Source organism: Acetobacter fabarum (assembly GCF_011516925.1).
In the GTDB taxonomy this organism is placed as follows: Bacteria; Pseudomonadota; Alphaproteobacteria; order Acetobacterales; family Acetobacteraceae; genus Acetobacter; species Acetobacter fabarum.
Genome location: NZ_WOTG01000004.1, coordinates 176,682 through 192,685, shown reverse-complemented (window position 1 = coordinate 192,685; position 16,004 = coordinate 176,682). Strand labels below are relative to the sequence as shown.

The following is a 16,004-nucleotide window of genomic DNA, read 5'->3' as shown; positions in this document are numbered from 1 at the left end:
GCTATCTGGAGACGATGGAGTGGTTATCATCGACGAAGCCGCGTTGAGACGAAAATGCACTGCATCAAGCTGCTGGGCCAGCGTCTGACAGCACGCGATTTCGACCGTCAGATCACCGAAGTTCATGTCCGGATCGCCGTCCTCAATCGCTTCACAGCCCTCGGAATCCCCCTCATACCCCCTGTCGCGTCAGAAAACTCCTCAAAGATTGCAGTACGCCCAATCGCTGGAATTGTGCAACAGAGCCGTATCAATCCGCAGGCGCATGGCGGCTGTATCTTCCCCGCTAATGCTATGGACCTCCTGTAACAGCCGGTCCTCAAACGCTTCTGCGGCCAGCACTCTTGCGCGGGCGTAGCGGCTGGCCAGTGTGGGGCTTGCATGCAGGCTGGCGCGCATATGCTCCCATGTTGGCATGCCCGCCCCGGTGCTGATCTGGCGCAGGGTGTGGCCTTCCTCCGCCTGACTGAAGATATGCTCCCAGACCTCAGGCGTAATAGCCGGTTCGGGCAGTACCGTTACAGGAACTGGTGTTTTTTTGCATGCAGGCATGGGTGCTGGCCTTATTGTGGGGCGTGGTCCTGTGCGGCCAGCCTCCTTCCACCGTCTGGCTGGTACGCTCGCGCGCGATCATGGCGTGAATACGCTGCATGGCAGGCTGGGGGAGCTGCCCCACAACCGGCCCACGCACCGCCCGCTCGCGCACCACACAGCGCACGCGCACCTCTGGCGGTAGATTGGCCTGTGCACTCTCGCACCACGAAAGGGGAACATCGGCCCTGTGGCGTGTATTTTCCGCCTCGGGCACCAAAAAGCAGAGCAAGGGCAGGCCCGCACGCAGGCCAACACACACGGCATCCGTGCGGTGCAGGCGCACCACATCGGCATAGCTGACTGACTGGATCATGATTTTTCCACAAATGGGGAATACGGCCCTGTGTGCCGCGTAGCGCCCAGCCCATAAAAAAAGCCGCCCGGTGGGGCGGCTTGCTGCGGTCTGGCGCAGGAATTCCAATGTAGGTATTTACATACGCAGGCTGCGCGCACATGGCAAGTTAAAAAAACGCACATTGTGCATATTTTTTACAAATCCATGCCTTGCACCAGCTTTTTTCCCGACCGGCCTAGCCTGCCGCCACACCGGAACGCGGTTTTTTACGGTTCTGGTTTGCCCGGCGCAGGCTGTTATAAAACCCTTCAAGCTGTTCCAGCAGCATGGCGCACTGGGCAGAAACCTTGAGCCGCGCCCGCGCATCTGACAGATGCGGAAAAAGCACGCGCCCCATCTGCATGAATGACAGCTCATCCACCAGCATCAGTTTAAGCCGCACATCGGCACACAAACCAAGAGCGTGGCGCACATCGGCCAGACGGCCAGCGGCGTGTGCGCGTGTCATCTGCCAGGATACATCATCATGCCGGGTCAGGGTATTGGGCGTATGGTTTGTGGGGTATTCAATATGCCCCACATAGGCAAACACCCAGTCCCTATACCAGCGTTCCGCTGCATTGGCGGCATCCTGGGTAATATCACGCGCATTCAGCAGCGCCTGCACCGTACCCAGCACCCGCAACGGGTTACCCGGCGTTGCCGTGTCCACCGCAAAGATGGACTTTTCCATCCGCTCGGCCGTGGGCGGGCACCCTGCCTGCGCGGATAAAAGACCCGCATGGGGTGCGCCACCCTGCTTTTTGGAAACCTGCGTGTGGGATGCATTCATTTGCATAAAATCCTTGCCTGCCCTGCCTTTTCCACCTTTTTGGGGAAAACGGGCCATAAACTGTTCAATTTTTTGTAAAGTGGTGCGCAATCAGGTCCGATTTTGCATACAATCCACATTATCCACAGGGTTGTACACAGGCTGTGGCGCATGGTGCTGCTCCCATTGTGCCCAGCGCAGCTCCTGCGCCTGCGCGCGCGCCATGCGCCGGTCGGCCTCTGCCACCATCAGGCGCAACCGGCCCTGCGTGGCGCGGGCCTCGCCACACTGTGCCTCCAGCAACGCCACCAACTGTGCCGCGGATGGAAAAAACGTAAACGCCACAAGGGCACGGCGCACAGTGGCCTCGCTCCATGCCAGTGCTGGCACTGTGGCGCAGGCGGTAACCAGCGCCACACAACGCAGTTGCAGGGCCACGCCGGGCAATGGATTAACCACGCCCGCGTTCAGCATTTCGGCAAACTCCTCTACCCTGCTGGTCAGTTCCAGCACAGGTAGGGGGGACAGGGCGCGGGTATAGGCTGGCAGAAGGGCACGTGCCTCGTCCACAAGGGCAGCCGGGGGAGCAAACCCTCCGGGGCGAAACGCCTCCAGCTGGCCAGCCAGTGCGGGACTGGGTTGGGGCAGGCCCGCCGTGCCGTGGCCCTGCGCGTTCAGGCTCAACATTCCGCACCACCGGGTTTGTCATCACCCGCCATGTGGGGCGGCACCTCTGGCGTGTTACGCGCTGGCTCCCGCCCCTGTTTGCGGGCCGCGCTGCGCTGCCTCAACCGCGCGGCCTGCTCCTCCAGCGGGTGTGGCACATGCGCCTTGCTGGAACGCCCCCGCGCTAAATCCGCCTGATTATTCCCCCGCGAACGCAGTGAGCGACTCTTGCTCTCCCTCTCCCTTGCATCTGCGTGGGCTGTGCCGTGGCATGCCGAAGCCTGTGTGGGGGGAGCACTCTCCTCCGGCGCATGCCCCCAGCGGCGGGCCGCACGGGCACGCTGGGCCAGACGGGCCTTCCAGGCCTGATTGGCTTTTTGCGCAATAACGGGGTGGTACAGCCGCCCATCCGAGCAGACGACCCACCCATGCAGGGCCACCGTGCGCAGCGTAGGCCACCGCCCGCCCGCACCGGACAGATGCGCCAGAACACGGTCGTTATGCGGCAGGCTGCCCGCTGGCACCTGCTGCCATGCCTTACACCACAAGGCTACGGCGCATTTAAACCCGTCCCCCGTGCTCAGGGCGAACAGGTCGCTATCCAGCAAGCGGCATAAAGGGCAGACCCCGCAAATCGCTCTGCGGTGGGGTCATTGGGGCGGGAAAAGGCCGGGGCGGCTCTTGCACCGCATCAGGCAGGCTGGTATGTGCGTTGTTCATGCACATAATGTGCGTATTAAAAATACAAACTGCAAGCGGTTTTTACGCACTGACATGCACGACACTTTTGACCACAATGCAGGCATGAACCAGAATCGGATCACGGACAGGCTTAAAACCCTGCGCGAGCGCGCCGGTTATACGATTCGTGAGTTTGCGCGCGACCTGGGGTACGGAGAGAAGTTTTCCTCCTACCGCATGTATGAGACCTCCTACAAAAAGGATGTGCTGCCCTTACCCATGGTCAAATCCATGGTGCCATTGCTCAATGGCAGGGGGGACCCGCCCATTACCGCCAACGAGGTATGGAACCTTGCCGGTGTAAGCATGGGGGAAGCGGGCCTTGTGGCCAAAATGACCCCCCAGCCTACGCCCGCGCCAGCCCCACCCCAGCCCGATACCCTGCCCCCGGCGGGCTCCGGCCGCATTGCCATACCTGAGTATGATGTCATCACATCGGCCGGGCCGGGCTGTGTGCCGGTTCTGTGCGCCCCGCAGGACGGGTTGCGCCCGGTGGAACACTGGACCCTGCCGCGTGGCTACGTTGCGGCTTTTTCCGAAACACCAGACACGCTGGCCATTGTCCGCGTGGCGGGGGACAGCATGGAGCCGGACTACCAGTCCGGAGACAGGGTGCTGGTGGACACAACCCACCGCATTCCCTCCCCCCCCGGTGTGTATGTTCTGTGGGACGGGTTTGGCCTTGTGCTCAAACGGCTGGAACTGATCCCCGGCATGGAGGAGCCCCGGCGGGTGCGGATCATGAGCATTAACAGCGCCTATTCCACCTACGAACTCACACTGGACGAAATCAGCATTAACGGCCGTGTTGTGGGCAAATGGACCTGGAAGTAACGCCCAGCCCTCCATAAGCCCGCACTCCCCCGCACACATATGCGTGTTATGAGGTCTTGTGTTGTGCGTTTATTACGCACATACTGGCCGCGTGTTGTTGAGGGAGAACACTTTGGAACCGCACCCGCCCTGCCCCGACCACCGCCACGCGGCGCAGGTCGATGCCTATACCCACGCTGCCCGACGCGGCCTGTTCAGCACCGATACGCTGCCCAGCGCCACGGCGCAGGAGCTTGCCCGTTACGAGCAGGCCATCCTGCACCTGCGCGCAGCCAGCCACAGCCTGCAATGGCCTTTTTACACCAACACCACCTTTGCCGCCGACCAGCACCGCTACTGCGAGGAAAGCATAGGCGAGATTGTACAAACCGTGCGTGACCTGCTGGAACGCCAACAACAGCCTTTGGGGTAACGCCACACTGGCAGCCGGACCGGCATAAGGCCCCGGCCCGTAATCCCCTCTCCCCCGTTATTCCGGCCTAGTCTGGCCAGCCACCGTCGCGCTGGGCGAGCAGGCGCAGGGTTACGGCCAGCGCAACCCCCACCAGCCCTACAAGCCCCCCACCCAGCACCATACCGCACTCAAAATCCACACTCATGATGCCTGAATAGCCGCGTTGTCAGCCTGACATTTAGCAAAGAGTGCCGCAATATCCGCATCACTCGGGCCTGTGCCACTTTTGCTTTGCGCAATGGCGCTCAAAACCGTGTCATACGCTTCGGGGCCATACTTTTCCGCCAGAGAGACCACAGTCCCTACAATGCCCAGTATGGCGCTAATTTCTGCTGCGGTCATGGTTCATTCCTTCCCTTTGGTGGATACGGACACAGCCGCATCGGCCTGCGTGGCAGTGGTGGCCGTGCTTGCCGTTTTAGCCAAGGTGCATGCAGCCGGAGTGTTCCCTGCGGTAAGCCCGCTCCAGCAAGTGGAAAACGCGGCAAAATCCGCCTGCAAGGCTGCAACAGCTGTTTCGGCCAGCGTGTTCCCGGCCTGTATGGACTGCTCAAGTGCGCTCAGTTCGTCCAGCACACTCTGGCTGGCCTTGCGGGCAAGGGCTTTTTGCCCGGCACTCAGGCTTACGCCGGGCACGTGCCCTGCCATAATATAGGGCATGGGGCTGGCCAGCAGGTGGTATGCGCTGGCCGTATCATACACGGCCTGACGCAACTTGCCCTGCGCGGTTTGCGCGCACGAACACAGCAGGCACAGCACCGCAAGGCTGCCTGCTTTGACATAATTTTTCATATTTATTGTTCCTGAAAGGAAAATTTTTAAGGTGCGGTTTTCCCTGCAACCACACATTCCGTGGCCGCGGCTCTGGCCTCCGTAGCGGGTGCGCTGGCAGACGGGGTCTTAACCAGATGGGCCGCCATATAGGGCACGGCGTACTGCACCCCCAGCCCCGCTACCCGCACAATCTGGTACAGTACAACCAGCAGCCGCCCATGCACGGGCGCGGGCACAGCCGCAGTTATAGCCGCACAAGTGACCATGCCAGCACAAATAACAAGCGCCAGATTTTGTGGAAGAACAGAAAAAAACGAGGGAATAAAAGCAACAATTGCAGCCACTTTGGCCGTGTTGCGCGTAACTGACCCCATAACGGGCACATTGTGGCCTGTATCGGCCATGTTCAGAACCTCCATTTAACGGATTGGTCGTCTGCCCACTGCCCGCCAGCCCCAAGGCCACAGCCCACATGCCGCACGCGGGATTTTTCCATACCCTGAATACAAAAAAACCTGCCCCTGACAGGCAGGAACAGGTGCTCAAGGATTATAAAGTGGAAGGGGTTATAAGGGCGTCTGGCATGTCTGGCACAACACTAGAGCGTTGTCCCAAAGGACGCAGAATAGGCGACGATAAAAAACCTATGCCACACATTGCGCGCATAAACACTGTTTTTTATTCTGCCACACATCCCAGCAACAACACCCACCGCGCAAACCCAGCCATAACACGAGGGATACTCCTGCAGAACACGAGCGCACACTCTCAAGGTAGGTGACTATGTCCTCCTAAAATAGGCCGCTCCAACCAACAAATATATGGAACATCGGTTTAGAAAAGGAAAAATATCCAGTCATTTAATTTTTACTATGCAGGAAGCCCGCCAGACATATTATTTACAAAGTGCTCAAGATGGAGCGTAAGACTGCGCGGTATATCCGTATTGCAATGATCAAAAAAACCCCACGCGTGAGTTTACTATGTCCAAACTGCTAAAATGTACAAATCATGATATTCGCACCATATTTCCGCGTCTAGCCGATCTGGGTGCCTGTTCCTTCGGCGAGGATCCTGATATTTTTGGCGATACGTTGGCAGAAGTTGTTGAAAATGCACCACGAGGTCATGGCCTGCTGTTCAAACAGCAAACAGTCAACGAATTAAGGACTTTACTGGCTTGCAATGAGGCAGAACTCAACCATGCAAGCTTTGCTTTGATCGCCATAAGTCCTACTGAAGAGGTTGAAGAACCACCGAATTGGGGCAATTTTCCAACCTTGCGGGCGTTCTGGTCTGCCACCCTCCACAGTTTTGAAAATGACCCCGAGGTACAGGCGGGAAAAGAGATTAACCCAGATATGTAAAGGCGGGTCATTCGCGTGGCATTAACAGATGCATACCGACTGACTTTCAGGCATGCTGACATCACACTTGGGAACACTTCCACCGTCCTTCATCTTACGCGTCTCAGCCTGCCAGATCAGACGCCAACCAGAATCTCATCTCACATCACTGGCAGAAAAGCTTTGATGGCGACCGTAATGAAACACGACCGCATAATCTCAAGGTAGGTGGCCGCATACTACGAAAACACATCACTCTCAGCGACGAATATATTGAACGTCGGTTTAAAAAAGAAAAACTTCCAGTAATTTCATTCTTTACTACACAGGCAGCAGCCGAACGTATTATTCACAAAGTACTCAGAAATCACGCCTCCAAGATTGATACCTATCTAAAGAATACCAAAGATGGAGCGGAAATACCGCTTGACCAAAACATCTCTGAAAGAGAAACTGTTATCATTGAAAAAGCTAATCGTCAGCGTAAAACGGCACGGTATATTCGCGTTACAATTATCAAAAAAAACACAATGGGTTAGTTTACTATGGCCAAACTGCTAGAATGTACAAATAATGATATTCACGACATATTCCCGCGTATAAAAAATCTGGGTGCCAGTTCTTTCGGCGAGGATGCTGATATTTTTGGCGATACATTGGCAGAAGTCATTGAAAATGCACCGCAAGGTCATGACCTGCTGTTCAAACAGCAAACAGTCAACGAATTAAAGAATTTACTGGCTTGCAATGATGCAGAAATCGACCATGTAAGCTTTGCTTTGATCGCCATAAGTCCTACTGAAGAAGTTGAAGAACCACCTAATTGGGGCAATTTTCCTACCTTGCGGGCATTCTGGTCTGCCGTCCTCCACGTTTTTGAAAATGACCCCGAGGTGCAGGCGGGAAAAGAGATTGACCCGAGTATATAAAAGCGGGTCATCCCCCAGCATGGTTTTATAACCCTGAGTGGGTTAGCAGTCTTTAGCGCTTTTTGGGGAGAAATGGTGAGCCGGGAGGGACTCGAACCCTCGACCATTCGATTAAAAGTCGAATGCTCTACCAGCTGAGCTACCGGCTCACACATGGAACCACGCGGGCGGTCATGGACCGTGCGTGATGGGGCTGTTCCTAACCGGATTAACCCCCTGCGTCAAGCGCACAAAGGCATTTTTCCGCCTCTTTGTGCCACATCATGCCCGTTGGGGCACATACGCGGCCATAGCCTGTTAAGGCCCATACAAAAACGGCCCGCCGGGTTAGGGCGGGCCGTTTGCGTGGGATCAGGCTTCTGCCTTGTCCGCCGGAACCATTTTGGCAATCCGGTCGGGCTCGTTCACCACGCCGGACATGCCGGAGCCGCGTTTGATCTTGTCCACGTTCTCCATGCCTTCAACCACTTCACCCACAATGGTGTACTGGCCATCCAGATGGGGGGAGGGTTCGAACATGATAAAGAACTGGCTGTTCGCGCTGTTCGGGTCAGAGGTACGCGCCATGCCAATGGTGCCACGCTCAAACTTGGCCTTGTTGGTAAATTCGGCGGGCAGGTCCGGCAGGTCGGAACCGTGCATGCCCGTACCCGTGGGGTCACCACCCTGAGCCATAAAGCCGGGGATAACGCGGTGGAAAGCCACGTTGTCATAAAAACCCTGTTCGGCCAGCGTGCGCAGGCGTTCGGCCGCCTTGGGGGCAAGGTCGGGGCGCAGGCGGATAACCACGCGGCCTGCGGGCACATCCATGTAAATCAGGTCTTTTTTATCTTCTGTGGACATCAGAAACTCTCCTGTTAAGGCAACACCCGCCCAAATGCGCGGTTCAGCCCGTGCGTTCAGCCAGACGGGCCAGTAGGCGCGCCTGGGTATAGGGTGTTACAAACTCCGAAATATCGCCGTTATAGCTGGCAATTTCCTTCACCATACGGGAGGAAATAAACTGCGTGCGCTCCGACGCCATAAGGAACACGGTTTCTATCCCGCTATCCAGCCGCCGGTTTACGCCCGTCATCTGCACTTCGTAATCAAAGTCGGACAGAACGCGCAGGCCACGGAAGATAAGCGTAGCCCCATTGGCCCGCACCGCCTCCACCAGAAGCGAGTGGAAGGAGACAACCGTCATCTCCCCCCCTGTACGCGCCTTGATGGCAGGCAGGGCCTCGCTCACACATTCGATCCGCTCTTCAAGCGGCATAAGCGGGCTTTTGCCGGGATTGCGGGCAACCCCGATAATCAGCCGGTCCACCAGCCTGCTTGCCCGCTCGATCACGTCCAGATGGCCGACTGTTACCGGGTCAAACGTGCCAGCGTACAGCCCGACACGTTTGGGTGCGGCAGCAGGGCTGGTCATGCGGCGGGACCGGCACCATCATCCGCGGACGGCTGGGGAGCGGCATCTTCTGCCTCGCCTGCTTCGTCCTCACCATCATCCATGACCGGGAACACACTGGTAATGCGTTCTGCATCATTCAGGCGCAGCAGGGTCACCCCGCTAGCCTGACGGGCCATAATACGCACCTGGTCAACCGGCACACGGATCAGGCGGCCAGCATCGGTCACGAGCATGACATCCGTACCCGGCAGCACCGGCAGGGTGGCCGAAACCTCCGTCCCGCGCTTGTTGGCAGAGAAGGTCATGTTGGTAATGCCCTGCCCGCCACGCCCGCTTACGCGGTAATCATAGGCGGAGGAGCGGCGGCCAAACCCGCCATCGCTCACAATCAGCAGCACTTCTTCGGCCGCTTCAAGCTGGGCGAAGCGTTCGGGGGTCAGGGCTTCGGTGCCGGTTGCACCTTCATCCTCATCCCCATCCACCACGGATACGTCGGCATCATCCTCGGTATCGGCTGCGTTTTCGGCCCGGCGTTTGGCGTTGGCCATGCGCAGGTAGGCTGCGCGTTCCTCCACCGTGGCCTCAACATGGTTGAGCACGGCAAGGCTGATCACCCGGTCGCCCTCGGCCAGACGGATCCCGCGCACACCCGACGACCCGCGCCCGGCAAACACACGCACCGTGTCATCGGTAATCTGGAAGCGGATGCAGCGTGCCTTGCGGGTGGCAAGGAACACGTCCTGCCCATCGCGGCAGGTGGCAACGCCGATCAGGCTATCGCCGTCATCGAGCTTCATGGCGATCATGCCGGAAACACGGATATTGCGGAAGTCGCTCAACCGGTTGCGGCGTACACCCCCGCTGGCGGTGGCAAAGACAAGGTGCAGGCTTTCCCACAGTTCCTCGTCCTGCGGCAGGGGCAGCACGGCGGTAATGGTGTCTGTTCCAAGGTCAGGCAGCAGGTTAACCAGCGCGCGGCCCTTGGCGGCGGGGCCTGCCTCTGGCAGACGCCACACCTTCTGGCGGTACACCTTGCCACCGGAGGAGAAGAACATAACCCACTGGTGCGTGTGCGCGTTAAAGGAGCGCACCACAATATCATCCCCGCGTGTGCCTGCCCCGGTGCGGCCACGGCCACCACGGTTTTGCGCGCGGAACACATCCAGCGGTGTGCGTTTGATAAAGCCTTCCCGCGTGATGGTCACAACCATCTGGCCGGGTTCGATCAGGCTTTCATCATCCTGATCCCCGTCATAATCGGTAATGTCGGTTACGCGCGGGGTTACCAGTTCGGCACGGGCACGGGCCAGTTCCTCGCACAGCACTTCCATGCGTCGGGGGCGGCTGCTGATAATTTCGAGCAGTTCGTTAATCCGCACCGCCACTTCGGACAGTTCGTTCTGGATTTTGTCGCGCTCAAGCCCGGTCAGGCGTTGCAGGCGCAGTTCCAGAATCCCGCGTGCCTGTGCTTCGGTCAGGCGGACCTTGCCATCCACCACCACGTTGCCTTCATCGTGGATCAGGGCCAGCAGGGGTTCCACATCCGCAGCATTCCACTGCGCTGCCATAAGCGATTCCCGCGCGGTGGCGGCATCTGGCGCTGCGCGGATAAGGGCAATAACGGCATCAATATTAGCAACCGCAATAACCAGCCCGACCAGAATATGGGCCCGGTCGCGCGCCTTGTTCAGGTCATGACGCGAGCGGCGCAGGATTACTTCTTCGCGGAAGGCAATAAAGGCCTCCAGCACATCCTTCAGGCCCATCAGGCGGGGTTTGCCGCCATCAAGGGCCAGCATGTTCACGCCAAAGGAGGTCTGGAGCTGGGTAAAGCGGTAAAGCTGGTTCAGCACCACTTCGGGCGTGGCATCACGCTTGATTTCAATCACCACGCGCATGCCCGAGCGGTCGGACTCGTCGCGGATATCGGCAATGCCTTCCACCTGCTTGGAGCGGACCAGATCGGCAATACGCTCCTGCAAGGTGGCTTTGTTGACCTGATAGGGGATCTCGCTCACCACAATGGCTTTGCGGTCCTTGCGGATTTCCTCAATATCGGCCTTGGCGCGAATAATTACGGAGCCACGCCCCGTAGCATAGGCGCTGCGAATGCCAGAACGCCCCAGAATGGTGCCACCGGTGGGAAAATCCGGGCCGGGCACAATTTCCATCAGCTCTTCGAGCGTCATGTCCGGTCGGGCGATCAGGGCCAGTGTGGCATCCACCACTTCCCCCGGATTATGGGTGGGAATGTTGGTGGCCATACCCACGGCAATGCCGGTGGCGCCATTGATCAGCAGGTTGGGGAAAGCGGCGGGCAGAACCGTGGGTTCGTTTTCGCTTTCATCATAGTTGGGCTGAAAATCGACCGTATCACGGTCAATGTCACCCAGCAGAAAGGTGGAGGAGCGGGCCAGACGCGCCTCGGTATAACGCATGGCGGCGGGGCTGTCCCCATCCACCGAGCCAAAGTTACCCTGCCCGTCAATCAGCTTGACGCGCATGGACCACGACTGCGCCATACGCACCATGGCTTCGTAAATGGAGCTGTCGCCATGGGGGTGATATTTACCCATGACCTCACCCACTGCACGGGCGGACTTGCGGTAAGGCTTGTCGTGCGTAAAGCCGCTCTCGTGCATGGCGTAAAGAATACGCCGGTGCACGGGCTTGAGACCATCTCGCACATCAGGCAACGCACGGCTGACAATGACCGACATCGCATACGCAAGGTAGGAGGAGCGCATCTCCTCCTCAATGGTCACGGGCAGAAGGTCTGAAGGCTGCGGTGATCCGGTCTGGTCAGAAATCTCGGTCAAGGTTCATCCGTTCTGTCATGCTGCGCGGCTGTCTGGGCTAGTGCCCGCACGCCCCGCCAAATCCACCTGAACACCGGTTGCCGCGGTGCGGTGTATTTTCTAGCACCAAACCCCGCAAACTCCTAGCGCCGGCAGGGGTTTGGGCAGGTATAAAACCCACAGATGGTGCTGATTATCTTGCCCCGGACGGCCAGCTATGCCCATCATGGCCCATAACTTGGGAGTTTACGACTAATGCGCCTTATCCTTGCCCTGCTTGTACCGTGGTTGCAGTTTTTTACCATTGGCCGCCCCTTTGCGGGGATTACCTGCCTGGTGTTGCAGATTACGCTTATCGGCTGGATTCCGGCCACCATCTGGTCGGTTTACGCCCTGAGCCAGTACACAACGGACCAGAAGATTGCCCGCATGAGCCGCGCCTCCCGCAGCTAGGGCTGGCAACGGGGCAACATGCCCTGCGCGCAACAAAAAGGCGGCCCCCGCAAGGTAGGGCCGCCTTTTTTATACCCGCGCCGATTGCGGACCCATCTGGGCCTGCACCGGGCTGGGGCATGTTATTTACCAGTCATGATCCGCTCGACCAGTTGCTTGGTCGTGGGCACAAACCCGTTGGCATAGAACGGGTCCGTGCCAAAGCGCCACGCATTGGTGCCGCCAAACATCAGGTTTTCATCCATCACCTTGTCCGCATCTGGGCCAGAGGCATGGGCTGCGGCCTGAAGCGTTTTCTGGATGCAGAAGGAGCGCGGGTCCGCCCGGTGGCCGTTGCTGTAGCTGGGGCCACGCTGGCTCCAGTTAGAGAACTTGCACTCCGAAAGGCAGCCCATGCAGTCCGTCTGGTCCGCCACAATCATGCGCGCCCGGTCGGGGGTGACAAAAATGAGCGTGGAATCGGGAGTGCGCAGGGCCTCAACAAAGCCTTCGCTTTCCCACTGCTGCACGCGCGCCACGTCTTCGGGCTTAAGGAACACTTCGCGCTTGCGGGGGCCAACACCGTAAGGTGCTGTCAGTTCATCCGTCGCTTCGGTTGCAAACGGAACCTGATGTTCCGCACGCTGGCGCAGTTCATGCAGGAAGCCGTTGTTCACAGCGGAGGAATAGAACCCCGTGGGGGAGAAGCGGTTGAGGTACACATCGCCTTTTTTCAGGGTCAGCAACCGGCGCTTCCACGCATCGGGGATCGGGCTTTCGGTGGTCAGCAGCGGGCGTGTGCCAAACTGGAAGGCGATCGGCCCCAGCTCTTCACTGTCAATCCAGTCCTGCCATTCTTCCAGCCACCAGACGCCACCGGCCATGATAATGGGGGTATTGTCCAGCCCAAAGCCGCGCATGGCCTGCCGCAGGGCCAGCACGCGCGGGTAGGGGTCTTCCGGAGCAAAGGGGTTTTCGGTGTTGGACAGGCCATTATGCCCGCCTGCACGCCACGGGTCTTCGTACACAACGCCGCCCAGCAGGTCGGAGGCCTTGCTGTACGAACGCTTCCACAACGCATTAAAGGCCCGGGCGGAAGAAACGATAGGGTAGTAATGCACCCCGAACTGGGCGGCAATGTCGGCCAGACGGTAGGGCATGCCCGCACCGCAGGTCAAGCCGTGGATCATACCCTTGGCCCCTTCGAGCACACCGGTAATCACCCGTTCGGAGGCAGCCATTTCCCACAGGATATTGGCGTGAATGCGCCCCTTGCCACCAGAAACCTCGTGCGCAATGCGCGCCTGCGCAATACCACCACGAATGGCGTAGTCCACAAGCTCCTCATGCCGTTCCCGGCGGGTGCGGCCATGGTAAATCTGCGGCACCGGGTGACCCTGCTCGTCATAGCTATCCGCATTGACGATGGAGATCGTACCCGCACCCCCCGCAGCAGCCCATGCCCCGGCCGATGCACCTGTGGAAACAGAAACGCCCTTACCGCCTTCTACCAGCGGCAGAACATCCGTCCCCCCCATGCGAAGCGTGTTAATCGCCTTCATGACTATCCTGTCGTTTCTCTAAGATACCCGTATCTGGTCCGCGACGCGGAAGGGGGGAGGAAGCCCCCCTTCCGCAGGGGAAATGCCTTATTCGGCATCCCGGCGCGGTGCGCGGGCAGGTTTTTCGCCCACGGTTTCCGTAATGTCGGCACCTGTGGCCTGATCAACAACGCGCATGGACAGTTTAACCTTGCCGCGATCGTCAAAACCAATGACCTTGACCTTAACGGCATCACCGTCCTTGACCACATCGGTGGTGCGACCCACGCGACCCTGTGCCAGTTCGGAAATATGAACCAGCCCGTCACGCGCACCAAGGAAGTTGACGAACGCGCCAAAGTCGGCGGTTTTTACAACCTTACCATCGTAAATGCGGCCCAGTTCGGGCTCGGCCACAATGCCGTTAATGCGTTCAAGCGCCTTTTTGGTCTGGTCTTCGGCGGTGGCGGCAATGGTGATTGTGCCATCGTCCCCAATATCCACCTTCGCACCCGAGTATTCCACGATTTCGCGGATAACCTTGCCACCTGAACCAATGACATCACGGATTTTTTCGCGCGGCACCTTCATGGTGGTGATGCGCGGCGCCGTGGTGGCAACGGTCGTGCGGTTTTCGGTCAGCGCCTTGCTCATTTCGCCCAGAATGTGCAGGCGGCCATCGCGCGCCTGACCCAGAGCGATCTTCATGATTTCGGGCGTGATGGACGTAATCTTGATGTCCATCTGCAGCGCGGTCACGCCTTCTTCGGTCCCGGCAACCTTGAAGTCCATGTCACCCAGATGATCTTCATCACCCAGAATGTCGGACAGGACGGCAAACTTGTCGCCTTCCTTGATCAGACCCATGGCAATACCGGCCACAGGGCGCTTGAGGGGCACACCGGCATCCATAAGGGCCAGCGAGCTACCGCAAACGGTCGCCATGGAGGAGGAGCCGTTGCTTTCCGTAATTTCGGAAACAACACGCACCGTGTAGGGGAATTCCTTGCGGTTGGGCATCAGCGGGTGCAGGGCGCGCCATGCCAGCTTGCCATGCCCGATTTCACGCCGGCCGGGGGAGCCTACGCGGCCGCACTCACCTACGGAGTAGGGAGGGAAGTTGTAGTGCAGCAGGAAGTTGGTGCGGTATTCGCCTTCGAGCGCATCAATCACCTGTTCGTCCTGGCCAGTGCCCAGCGTGGTCACAACCAGAGCCTGCGTTTCACCACGGGTGAACAGGGCGGAACCATGCACGCGGGGCAGCACGCCCACTTCGGGTACAATCGGGCGCACGGTTACAAGGTCACGCCCGTCAATACGCTTGCTGGTCTTGAGCACCGAGGTGCGGACCACGTCGGCTTCAAGGTCCTTGATCATGGGCTTGGCAGCGGACACGTCCAGCTCGGCGGCTGTCAGTTTTTCCACAATGGCGTCACGCGCAGCCTTGAGCTTTTCGTAACGGGTCTGCTTCTGCTTTTCCTTGTACGCATCGGCAATCAGCTTGCGGCCCAGCTTGTCCACCTGCTTGCGCAGGGCGGCTTCTTCCTTGCTTTCGCTCGGCAGGTCCCAAGGTTCCTTGGCGGCGTGTTCGGCCAGCGCAATAATGGCATCCAGCACGGGCTGGAAGGCGGTGTGGCCAAAGGTCACGGCATCGAGCATCACGTCTTCGGACAGTTCGGATGCTTCGGATTCCACCATCAGCACGCCTTCGGCGGTGCCAGCCACGACCAGATCAAGGTCGGTTTCCTTGAGCTGTTCCAGCGTGGGGTTGAGGATGAACGCGCCATCGGCAAAGCCAACGCGGGCAGCGCCCACGGGGCCGAAGAAGGGAATACCAGACAGGGTCAGGGCAGCCGAGCAGCCGATCAGGGCGGGAATGCTCGGGTCGTTTTCCATGTCGTGGGTCAGCACCGTGGCGATGACCTGCACCTCATTGCGGAACCCTTCGGGGAAGAGCGGACGAATGGGGCGGTCGATCAGGCGGGAGACCAGAGTTTCGTTTTCGGAAGGACGGCCTTCACGCTTGAAGAACCCGCCGGGGATCTTGCCTGCTGCGTAGGCTTTTTCCTGATAGTTGACGGTCAGGGGGAAGAAGTCCTGCCCCGGCTTGACGTCACGCGCGCCAACAGCGGTACACAGGACCACGGTTTCGCCATACGTGACCAGCACCGCACCGTCGGCCTGACGGGCAACCTTGCCGGTTTCGAGCACCAGCGGACGGCCAGCCCACTCAATTTCTTTGCGGAAGTAGTTAAACATTCTGTCTTCTCATCTTCTGTTGACACAGTTTTTATTCAAAACCACGGCAAACAGCGGGACAGAACCGAATGGCGGACAGCGCCTCGGACGGCATGGAGACTGGCGGCAGCACCGCCCAGGCGCCATGTGGTCGG

19 protein-coding genes, 1 tRNA gene and 1 pseudogene are annotated in these 16,004 nt (G+C 58.9%); 7 read left to right on the top strand and 14 right to left on the bottom strand.

Annotated elements, in window-relative coordinates; genetic code table 11:
* Window positions 1-186: pseudogene (locus GOB83_RS07845) on the top strand (IS5/IS1182 family transposase); the annotation flags it as partial.
* Window positions 187-201: 15 nt separating this feature from the next.
* On the opposite strand, the gene GOB83_RS07840 reads toward GOB83_RS07845, so the two are convergent.
* The 5 genes from GOB83_RS07840 to GOB83_RS07820 form a co-directional block, all read right to left on the bottom strand.
* Window positions 202-552, bottom strand: a complete 351-nt coding sequence (locus tag GOB83_RS07840) for a terminase small subunit-like protein (RefSeq protein ID WP_165925643.1) — start codon at window positions 550-552, stop codon at window positions 202-204.
* Window positions 488-907 carry a hypothetical protein gene (locus GOB83_RS07835; RefSeq protein ID WP_165925693.1) on the bottom strand — a complete coding sequence of 140 codons (420 nt, stop codon included), beginning with the start codon at window positions 905-907 and terminating at the stop codon, window positions 488-490. Before GOB83_RS07835 ends, GOB83_RS07840 begins: the two co-directional genes overlap by 65 nt.
* Window positions 908-1,124: 217 nt before the next feature.
* Entirely contained in the window at window positions 1,125-1,721 is a 597-nt protein-coding gene (locus GOB83_RS07830; RefSeq protein WP_194301336.1) for a hypothetical protein, read from the bottom strand.
* Between the two features lie 90 nt (window positions 1,722-1,811).
* Window positions 1,812-2,387 carry a hypothetical protein gene (locus GOB83_RS07825; protein WP_165925692.1) on the bottom strand — a complete coding sequence of 192 codons (576 nt, stop codon included), beginning with the start codon at window positions 2,385-2,387 and terminating at the stop codon, window positions 1,812-1,814.
* A complete protein-coding gene (locus GOB83_RS07820; protein WP_165925691.1) occupies window positions 2,381-2,974 on the bottom strand; it encodes a DUF1376 domain-containing protein in 594 nt (197 codons plus the stop codon). The genes GOB83_RS07825 and GOB83_RS07820 overlap by 7 nt, the downstream gene beginning before the upstream one ends.
* A 166-nt stretch (window positions 2,975-3,140) precedes the next feature.
* Here GOB83_RS07820 and GOB83_RS07815 point away from each other — a divergent pair, with 166 nt between their 5' ends.
* Both GOB83_RS07815 and GOB83_RS07810 read left to right on the top strand, forming a co-directional pair.
* Window positions 3,141-3,941, top strand: coding sequence for a LexA family transcriptional regulator (locus GOB83_RS07815; RefSeq protein WP_242005778.1), 801 nt, complete (start codon window positions 3,141-3,143; stop codon window positions 3,939-3,941).
* 112 nt (window positions 3,942-4,053) lie between these two features.
* Window positions 4,054-4,353, top strand: a complete 300-nt coding sequence (locus GOB83_RS07810) for a hypothetical protein (RefSeq protein ID WP_165925690.1) — start codon at window positions 4,054-4,056, stop codon at window positions 4,351-4,353.
* Window positions 4,354-4,536: 183 nt separating this feature from the next.
* On the opposite strand, the gene GOB83_RS07805 is transcribed toward GOB83_RS07810, so the two are convergent.
* Genes GOB83_RS07805 through GOB83_RS07795 form a run of 3 tightly spaced genes read right to left on the bottom strand, consistent with a single transcriptional unit; the run spans window position 4,537 to window position 5,573 of the window.
* Window positions 4,537-4,737: a hypothetical protein gene (locus GOB83_RS07805; protein WP_095350105.1), complete on the bottom strand. Its 201-nt coding sequence runs from the start codon at window positions 4,735-4,737 to the stop codon at window positions 4,537-4,539.
* Window positions 4,738-4,740: 3 nt separating this feature from the next.
* On the bottom strand, window positions 4,741-5,187 hold the full coding sequence (locus tag GOB83_RS07800; protein WP_165925689.1) for a hypothetical protein: 447 nt from the start codon (window positions 5,185-5,187) through the stop codon (window positions 4,741-4,743).
* 26 nt (window positions 5,188-5,213) lie between these two features.
* Complete coding sequence (locus GOB83_RS07795; protein WP_165925688.1) at window positions 5,214-5,573, bottom strand: hypothetical protein; 360 nt, start codon at window positions 5,571-5,573, stop codon at window positions 5,214-5,216.
* A gap of 579 nt (window positions 5,574-6,152) precedes the next feature.
* On the opposite strand from GOB83_RS07795, the gene GOB83_RS07790 reads away from it, so the two are divergent.
* The 3 genes from GOB83_RS07790 to GOB83_RS07780 all read left to right on the top strand — a co-directional run bounded on the left by GOB83_RS07790 (window position 6,153) and on the right by GOB83_RS07780 (window position 7,444).
* Window positions 6,153-6,536: a hypothetical protein gene (locus GOB83_RS07790; protein WP_194301335.1), complete on the top strand. Its 384-nt coding sequence runs from the start codon at window positions 6,153-6,155 to the stop codon at window positions 6,534-6,536.
* A 137-nt stretch (window positions 6,537-6,673) separates the two neighbouring features.
* The gene (locus GOB83_RS15270; RefSeq protein ID WP_165925704.1) at window positions 6,674-7,054 is read left to right on the top strand and encodes an RNase A-like domain-containing protein; all 381 of its coding nucleotides are present in this window, start codon (window positions 6,674-6,676) and stop codon (window positions 7,052-7,054) included.
* A 6-nt stretch (window positions 7,055-7,060) separates the two neighbouring features.
* Window positions 7,061-7,444: a hypothetical protein gene (locus tag GOB83_RS07780; RefSeq protein WP_194301334.1), complete on the top strand. Its 384-nt coding sequence runs from the start codon at window positions 7,061-7,063 to the stop codon at window positions 7,442-7,444.
* Window positions 7,445-7,517: 73 nt separating this feature from the next.
* Here the strand turns inward: GOB83_RS07780 and GOB83_RS07775 are convergent.
* The 4 genes from GOB83_RS07775 to gyrA all read right to left on the bottom strand — a co-directional run bounded on the left by GOB83_RS07775 (window position 7,518) and on the right by gyrA (window position 11,659).
* Window positions 7,518-7,593, bottom strand: a tRNA-Lys gene (locus GOB83_RS07775).
* 202 nt (window positions 7,594-7,795) lie between these two features.
* Window positions 7,796-8,287, bottom strand: coding sequence for a peptidylprolyl isomerase (locus tag GOB83_RS07770; protein WP_086639914.1), 492 nt, complete (start codon window positions 8,285-8,287; stop codon window positions 7,796-7,798).
* Window positions 8,288-8,330: 43 nt separating this feature from the next.
* On the bottom strand, window positions 8,331-8,858 hold the full coding sequence (gene coaD / locus GOB83_RS07765; protein ID WP_086647031.1) for a pantetheine-phosphate adenylyltransferase: 528 nt from the start codon (window positions 8,856-8,858) through the stop codon (window positions 8,331-8,333).
* Window positions 8,855-11,659 (bottom strand): DNA gyrase subunit A, encoded by a 2,805-nt coding sequence (gene gyrA, locus GOB83_RS07760; protein ID WP_095350018.1) that lies wholly within the window; start codon window positions 11,657-11,659, stop codon window positions 8,855-8,857. Before gyrA ends, coaD begins: the two co-directional genes overlap by 4 nt.
* 234 nt (window positions 11,660-11,893) lie before the next feature.
* Here gyrA and GOB83_RS07755 point away from each other — a divergent pair, with 234 nt between their 5' ends.
* Complete coding sequence (locus tag GOB83_RS07755) at window positions 11,894-12,091, top strand: YqaE/Pmp3 family membrane protein (RefSeq protein WP_086647029.1); 198 nt, start codon at window positions 11,894-11,896, stop codon at window positions 12,089-12,091.
* Window positions 12,092-12,213: 122 nt separating this feature from the next.
* Here the strand turns inward: GOB83_RS07755 and GOB83_RS07750 are convergent, their stop codons facing one another.
* Both GOB83_RS07750 and pnp read right to left on the bottom strand, forming a co-directional pair.
* Window positions 12,214-13,632, bottom strand: a complete 1,419-nt coding sequence (locus GOB83_RS07750) for an NAD(P)H-dependent flavin oxidoreductase (RefSeq protein WP_165925687.1) — start codon at window positions 13,630-13,632, stop codon at window positions 12,214-12,216.
* Window positions 13,633-13,719: 87 nt separating this feature from the next.
* Window positions 13,720-15,870, bottom strand: a complete 2,151-nt coding sequence (gene pnp / locus GOB83_RS07745; protein WP_095350017.1) for a polyribonucleotide nucleotidyltransferase — start codon at window positions 15,868-15,870, stop codon at window positions 13,720-13,722.
* Between the last annotated feature and the right edge of the window lie 134 nt (window positions 15,871-16,004).

Bases quoted from the DNA above. Each gene is read 5' to 3' on its own strand.
- GOB83_RS07750 (WP_165925687.1), bottom strand. From the start codon at position 13,632: ATGAAGGCGATTAACACGCTTCGCATGGGGGGGACGGATGTTCTGCCG.
- GOB83_RS07815 (WP_242005778.1), top strand. From the start codon at position 3,141: ATGCACGACACTTTTGACCACAATGCAGGCATGAACCAGAATCGGATC.
- GOB83_RS07800 (WP_165925689.1), bottom strand. From the start codon at position 5,187: ATGAAAAATTATGTCAAAGCAGGCAGCCTTGCGGTGCTGTGCCTGCTG.
- GOB83_RS07795 (WP_165925688.1), bottom strand. From the start codon at position 5,573: ATGGCCGATACAGGCCACAATGTGCCCGTTATGGGGTCAGTTACGCGC.
- GOB83_RS07790 (WP_194301335.1), top strand. From the start codon at position 6,153: ATGTCCAAACTGCTAAAATGTACAAATCATGATATTCGCACCATATTT.
- coaD (WP_086647031.1), bottom strand. From the start codon at position 8,858: ATGACCAGCCCTGCTGCCGCACCCAAACGTGTCGGGCTGTACGCTGGC.
- GOB83_RS07840 (WP_165925643.1), bottom strand. From the start codon at position 552: ATGCCTGCATGCAAAAAAACACCAGTTCCTGTAACGGTACTGCCCGAA.
- GOB83_RS07835 (WP_165925693.1), bottom strand. From the start codon at position 907: ATGATCCAGTCAGTCAGCTATGCCGATGTGGTGCGCCTGCACCGCACG.
- GOB83_RS07770 (WP_086639914.1), bottom strand. From the start codon at position 8,287: ATGTCCACAGAAGATAAAAAAGACCTGATTTACATGGATGTGCCCGCA.
- pnp (WP_095350017.1), bottom strand. From the start codon at position 15,870: ATGTTTAACTACTTCCGCAAAGAAATTGAGTGGGCTGGCCGTCCGCTG.
- GOB83_RS07825 (WP_165925692.1), bottom strand. From the start codon at position 2,387: ATGTTGAGCCTGAACGCGCAGGGCCACGGCACGGCGGGCCTGCCCCAA.
- GOB83_RS07755 (WP_086647029.1), top strand. From the start codon at position 11,894: ATGCGCCTTATCCTTGCCCTGCTTGTACCGTGGTTGCAGTTTTTTACC.
- GOB83_RS07780 (WP_194301334.1), top strand. From the start codon at position 7,061: ATGGCCAAACTGCTAGAATGTACAAATAATGATATTCACGACATATTC.
- GOB83_RS07805 (WP_095350105.1), bottom strand. From the start codon at position 4,737: ATGACCGCAGCAGAAATTAGCGCCATACTGGGCATTGTAGGGACTGTG.
- GOB83_RS07830 (WP_194301336.1), bottom strand. From the start codon at position 1,721: ATGAATGCATCCCACACGCAGGTTTCCAAAAAGCAGGGTGGCGCACCC.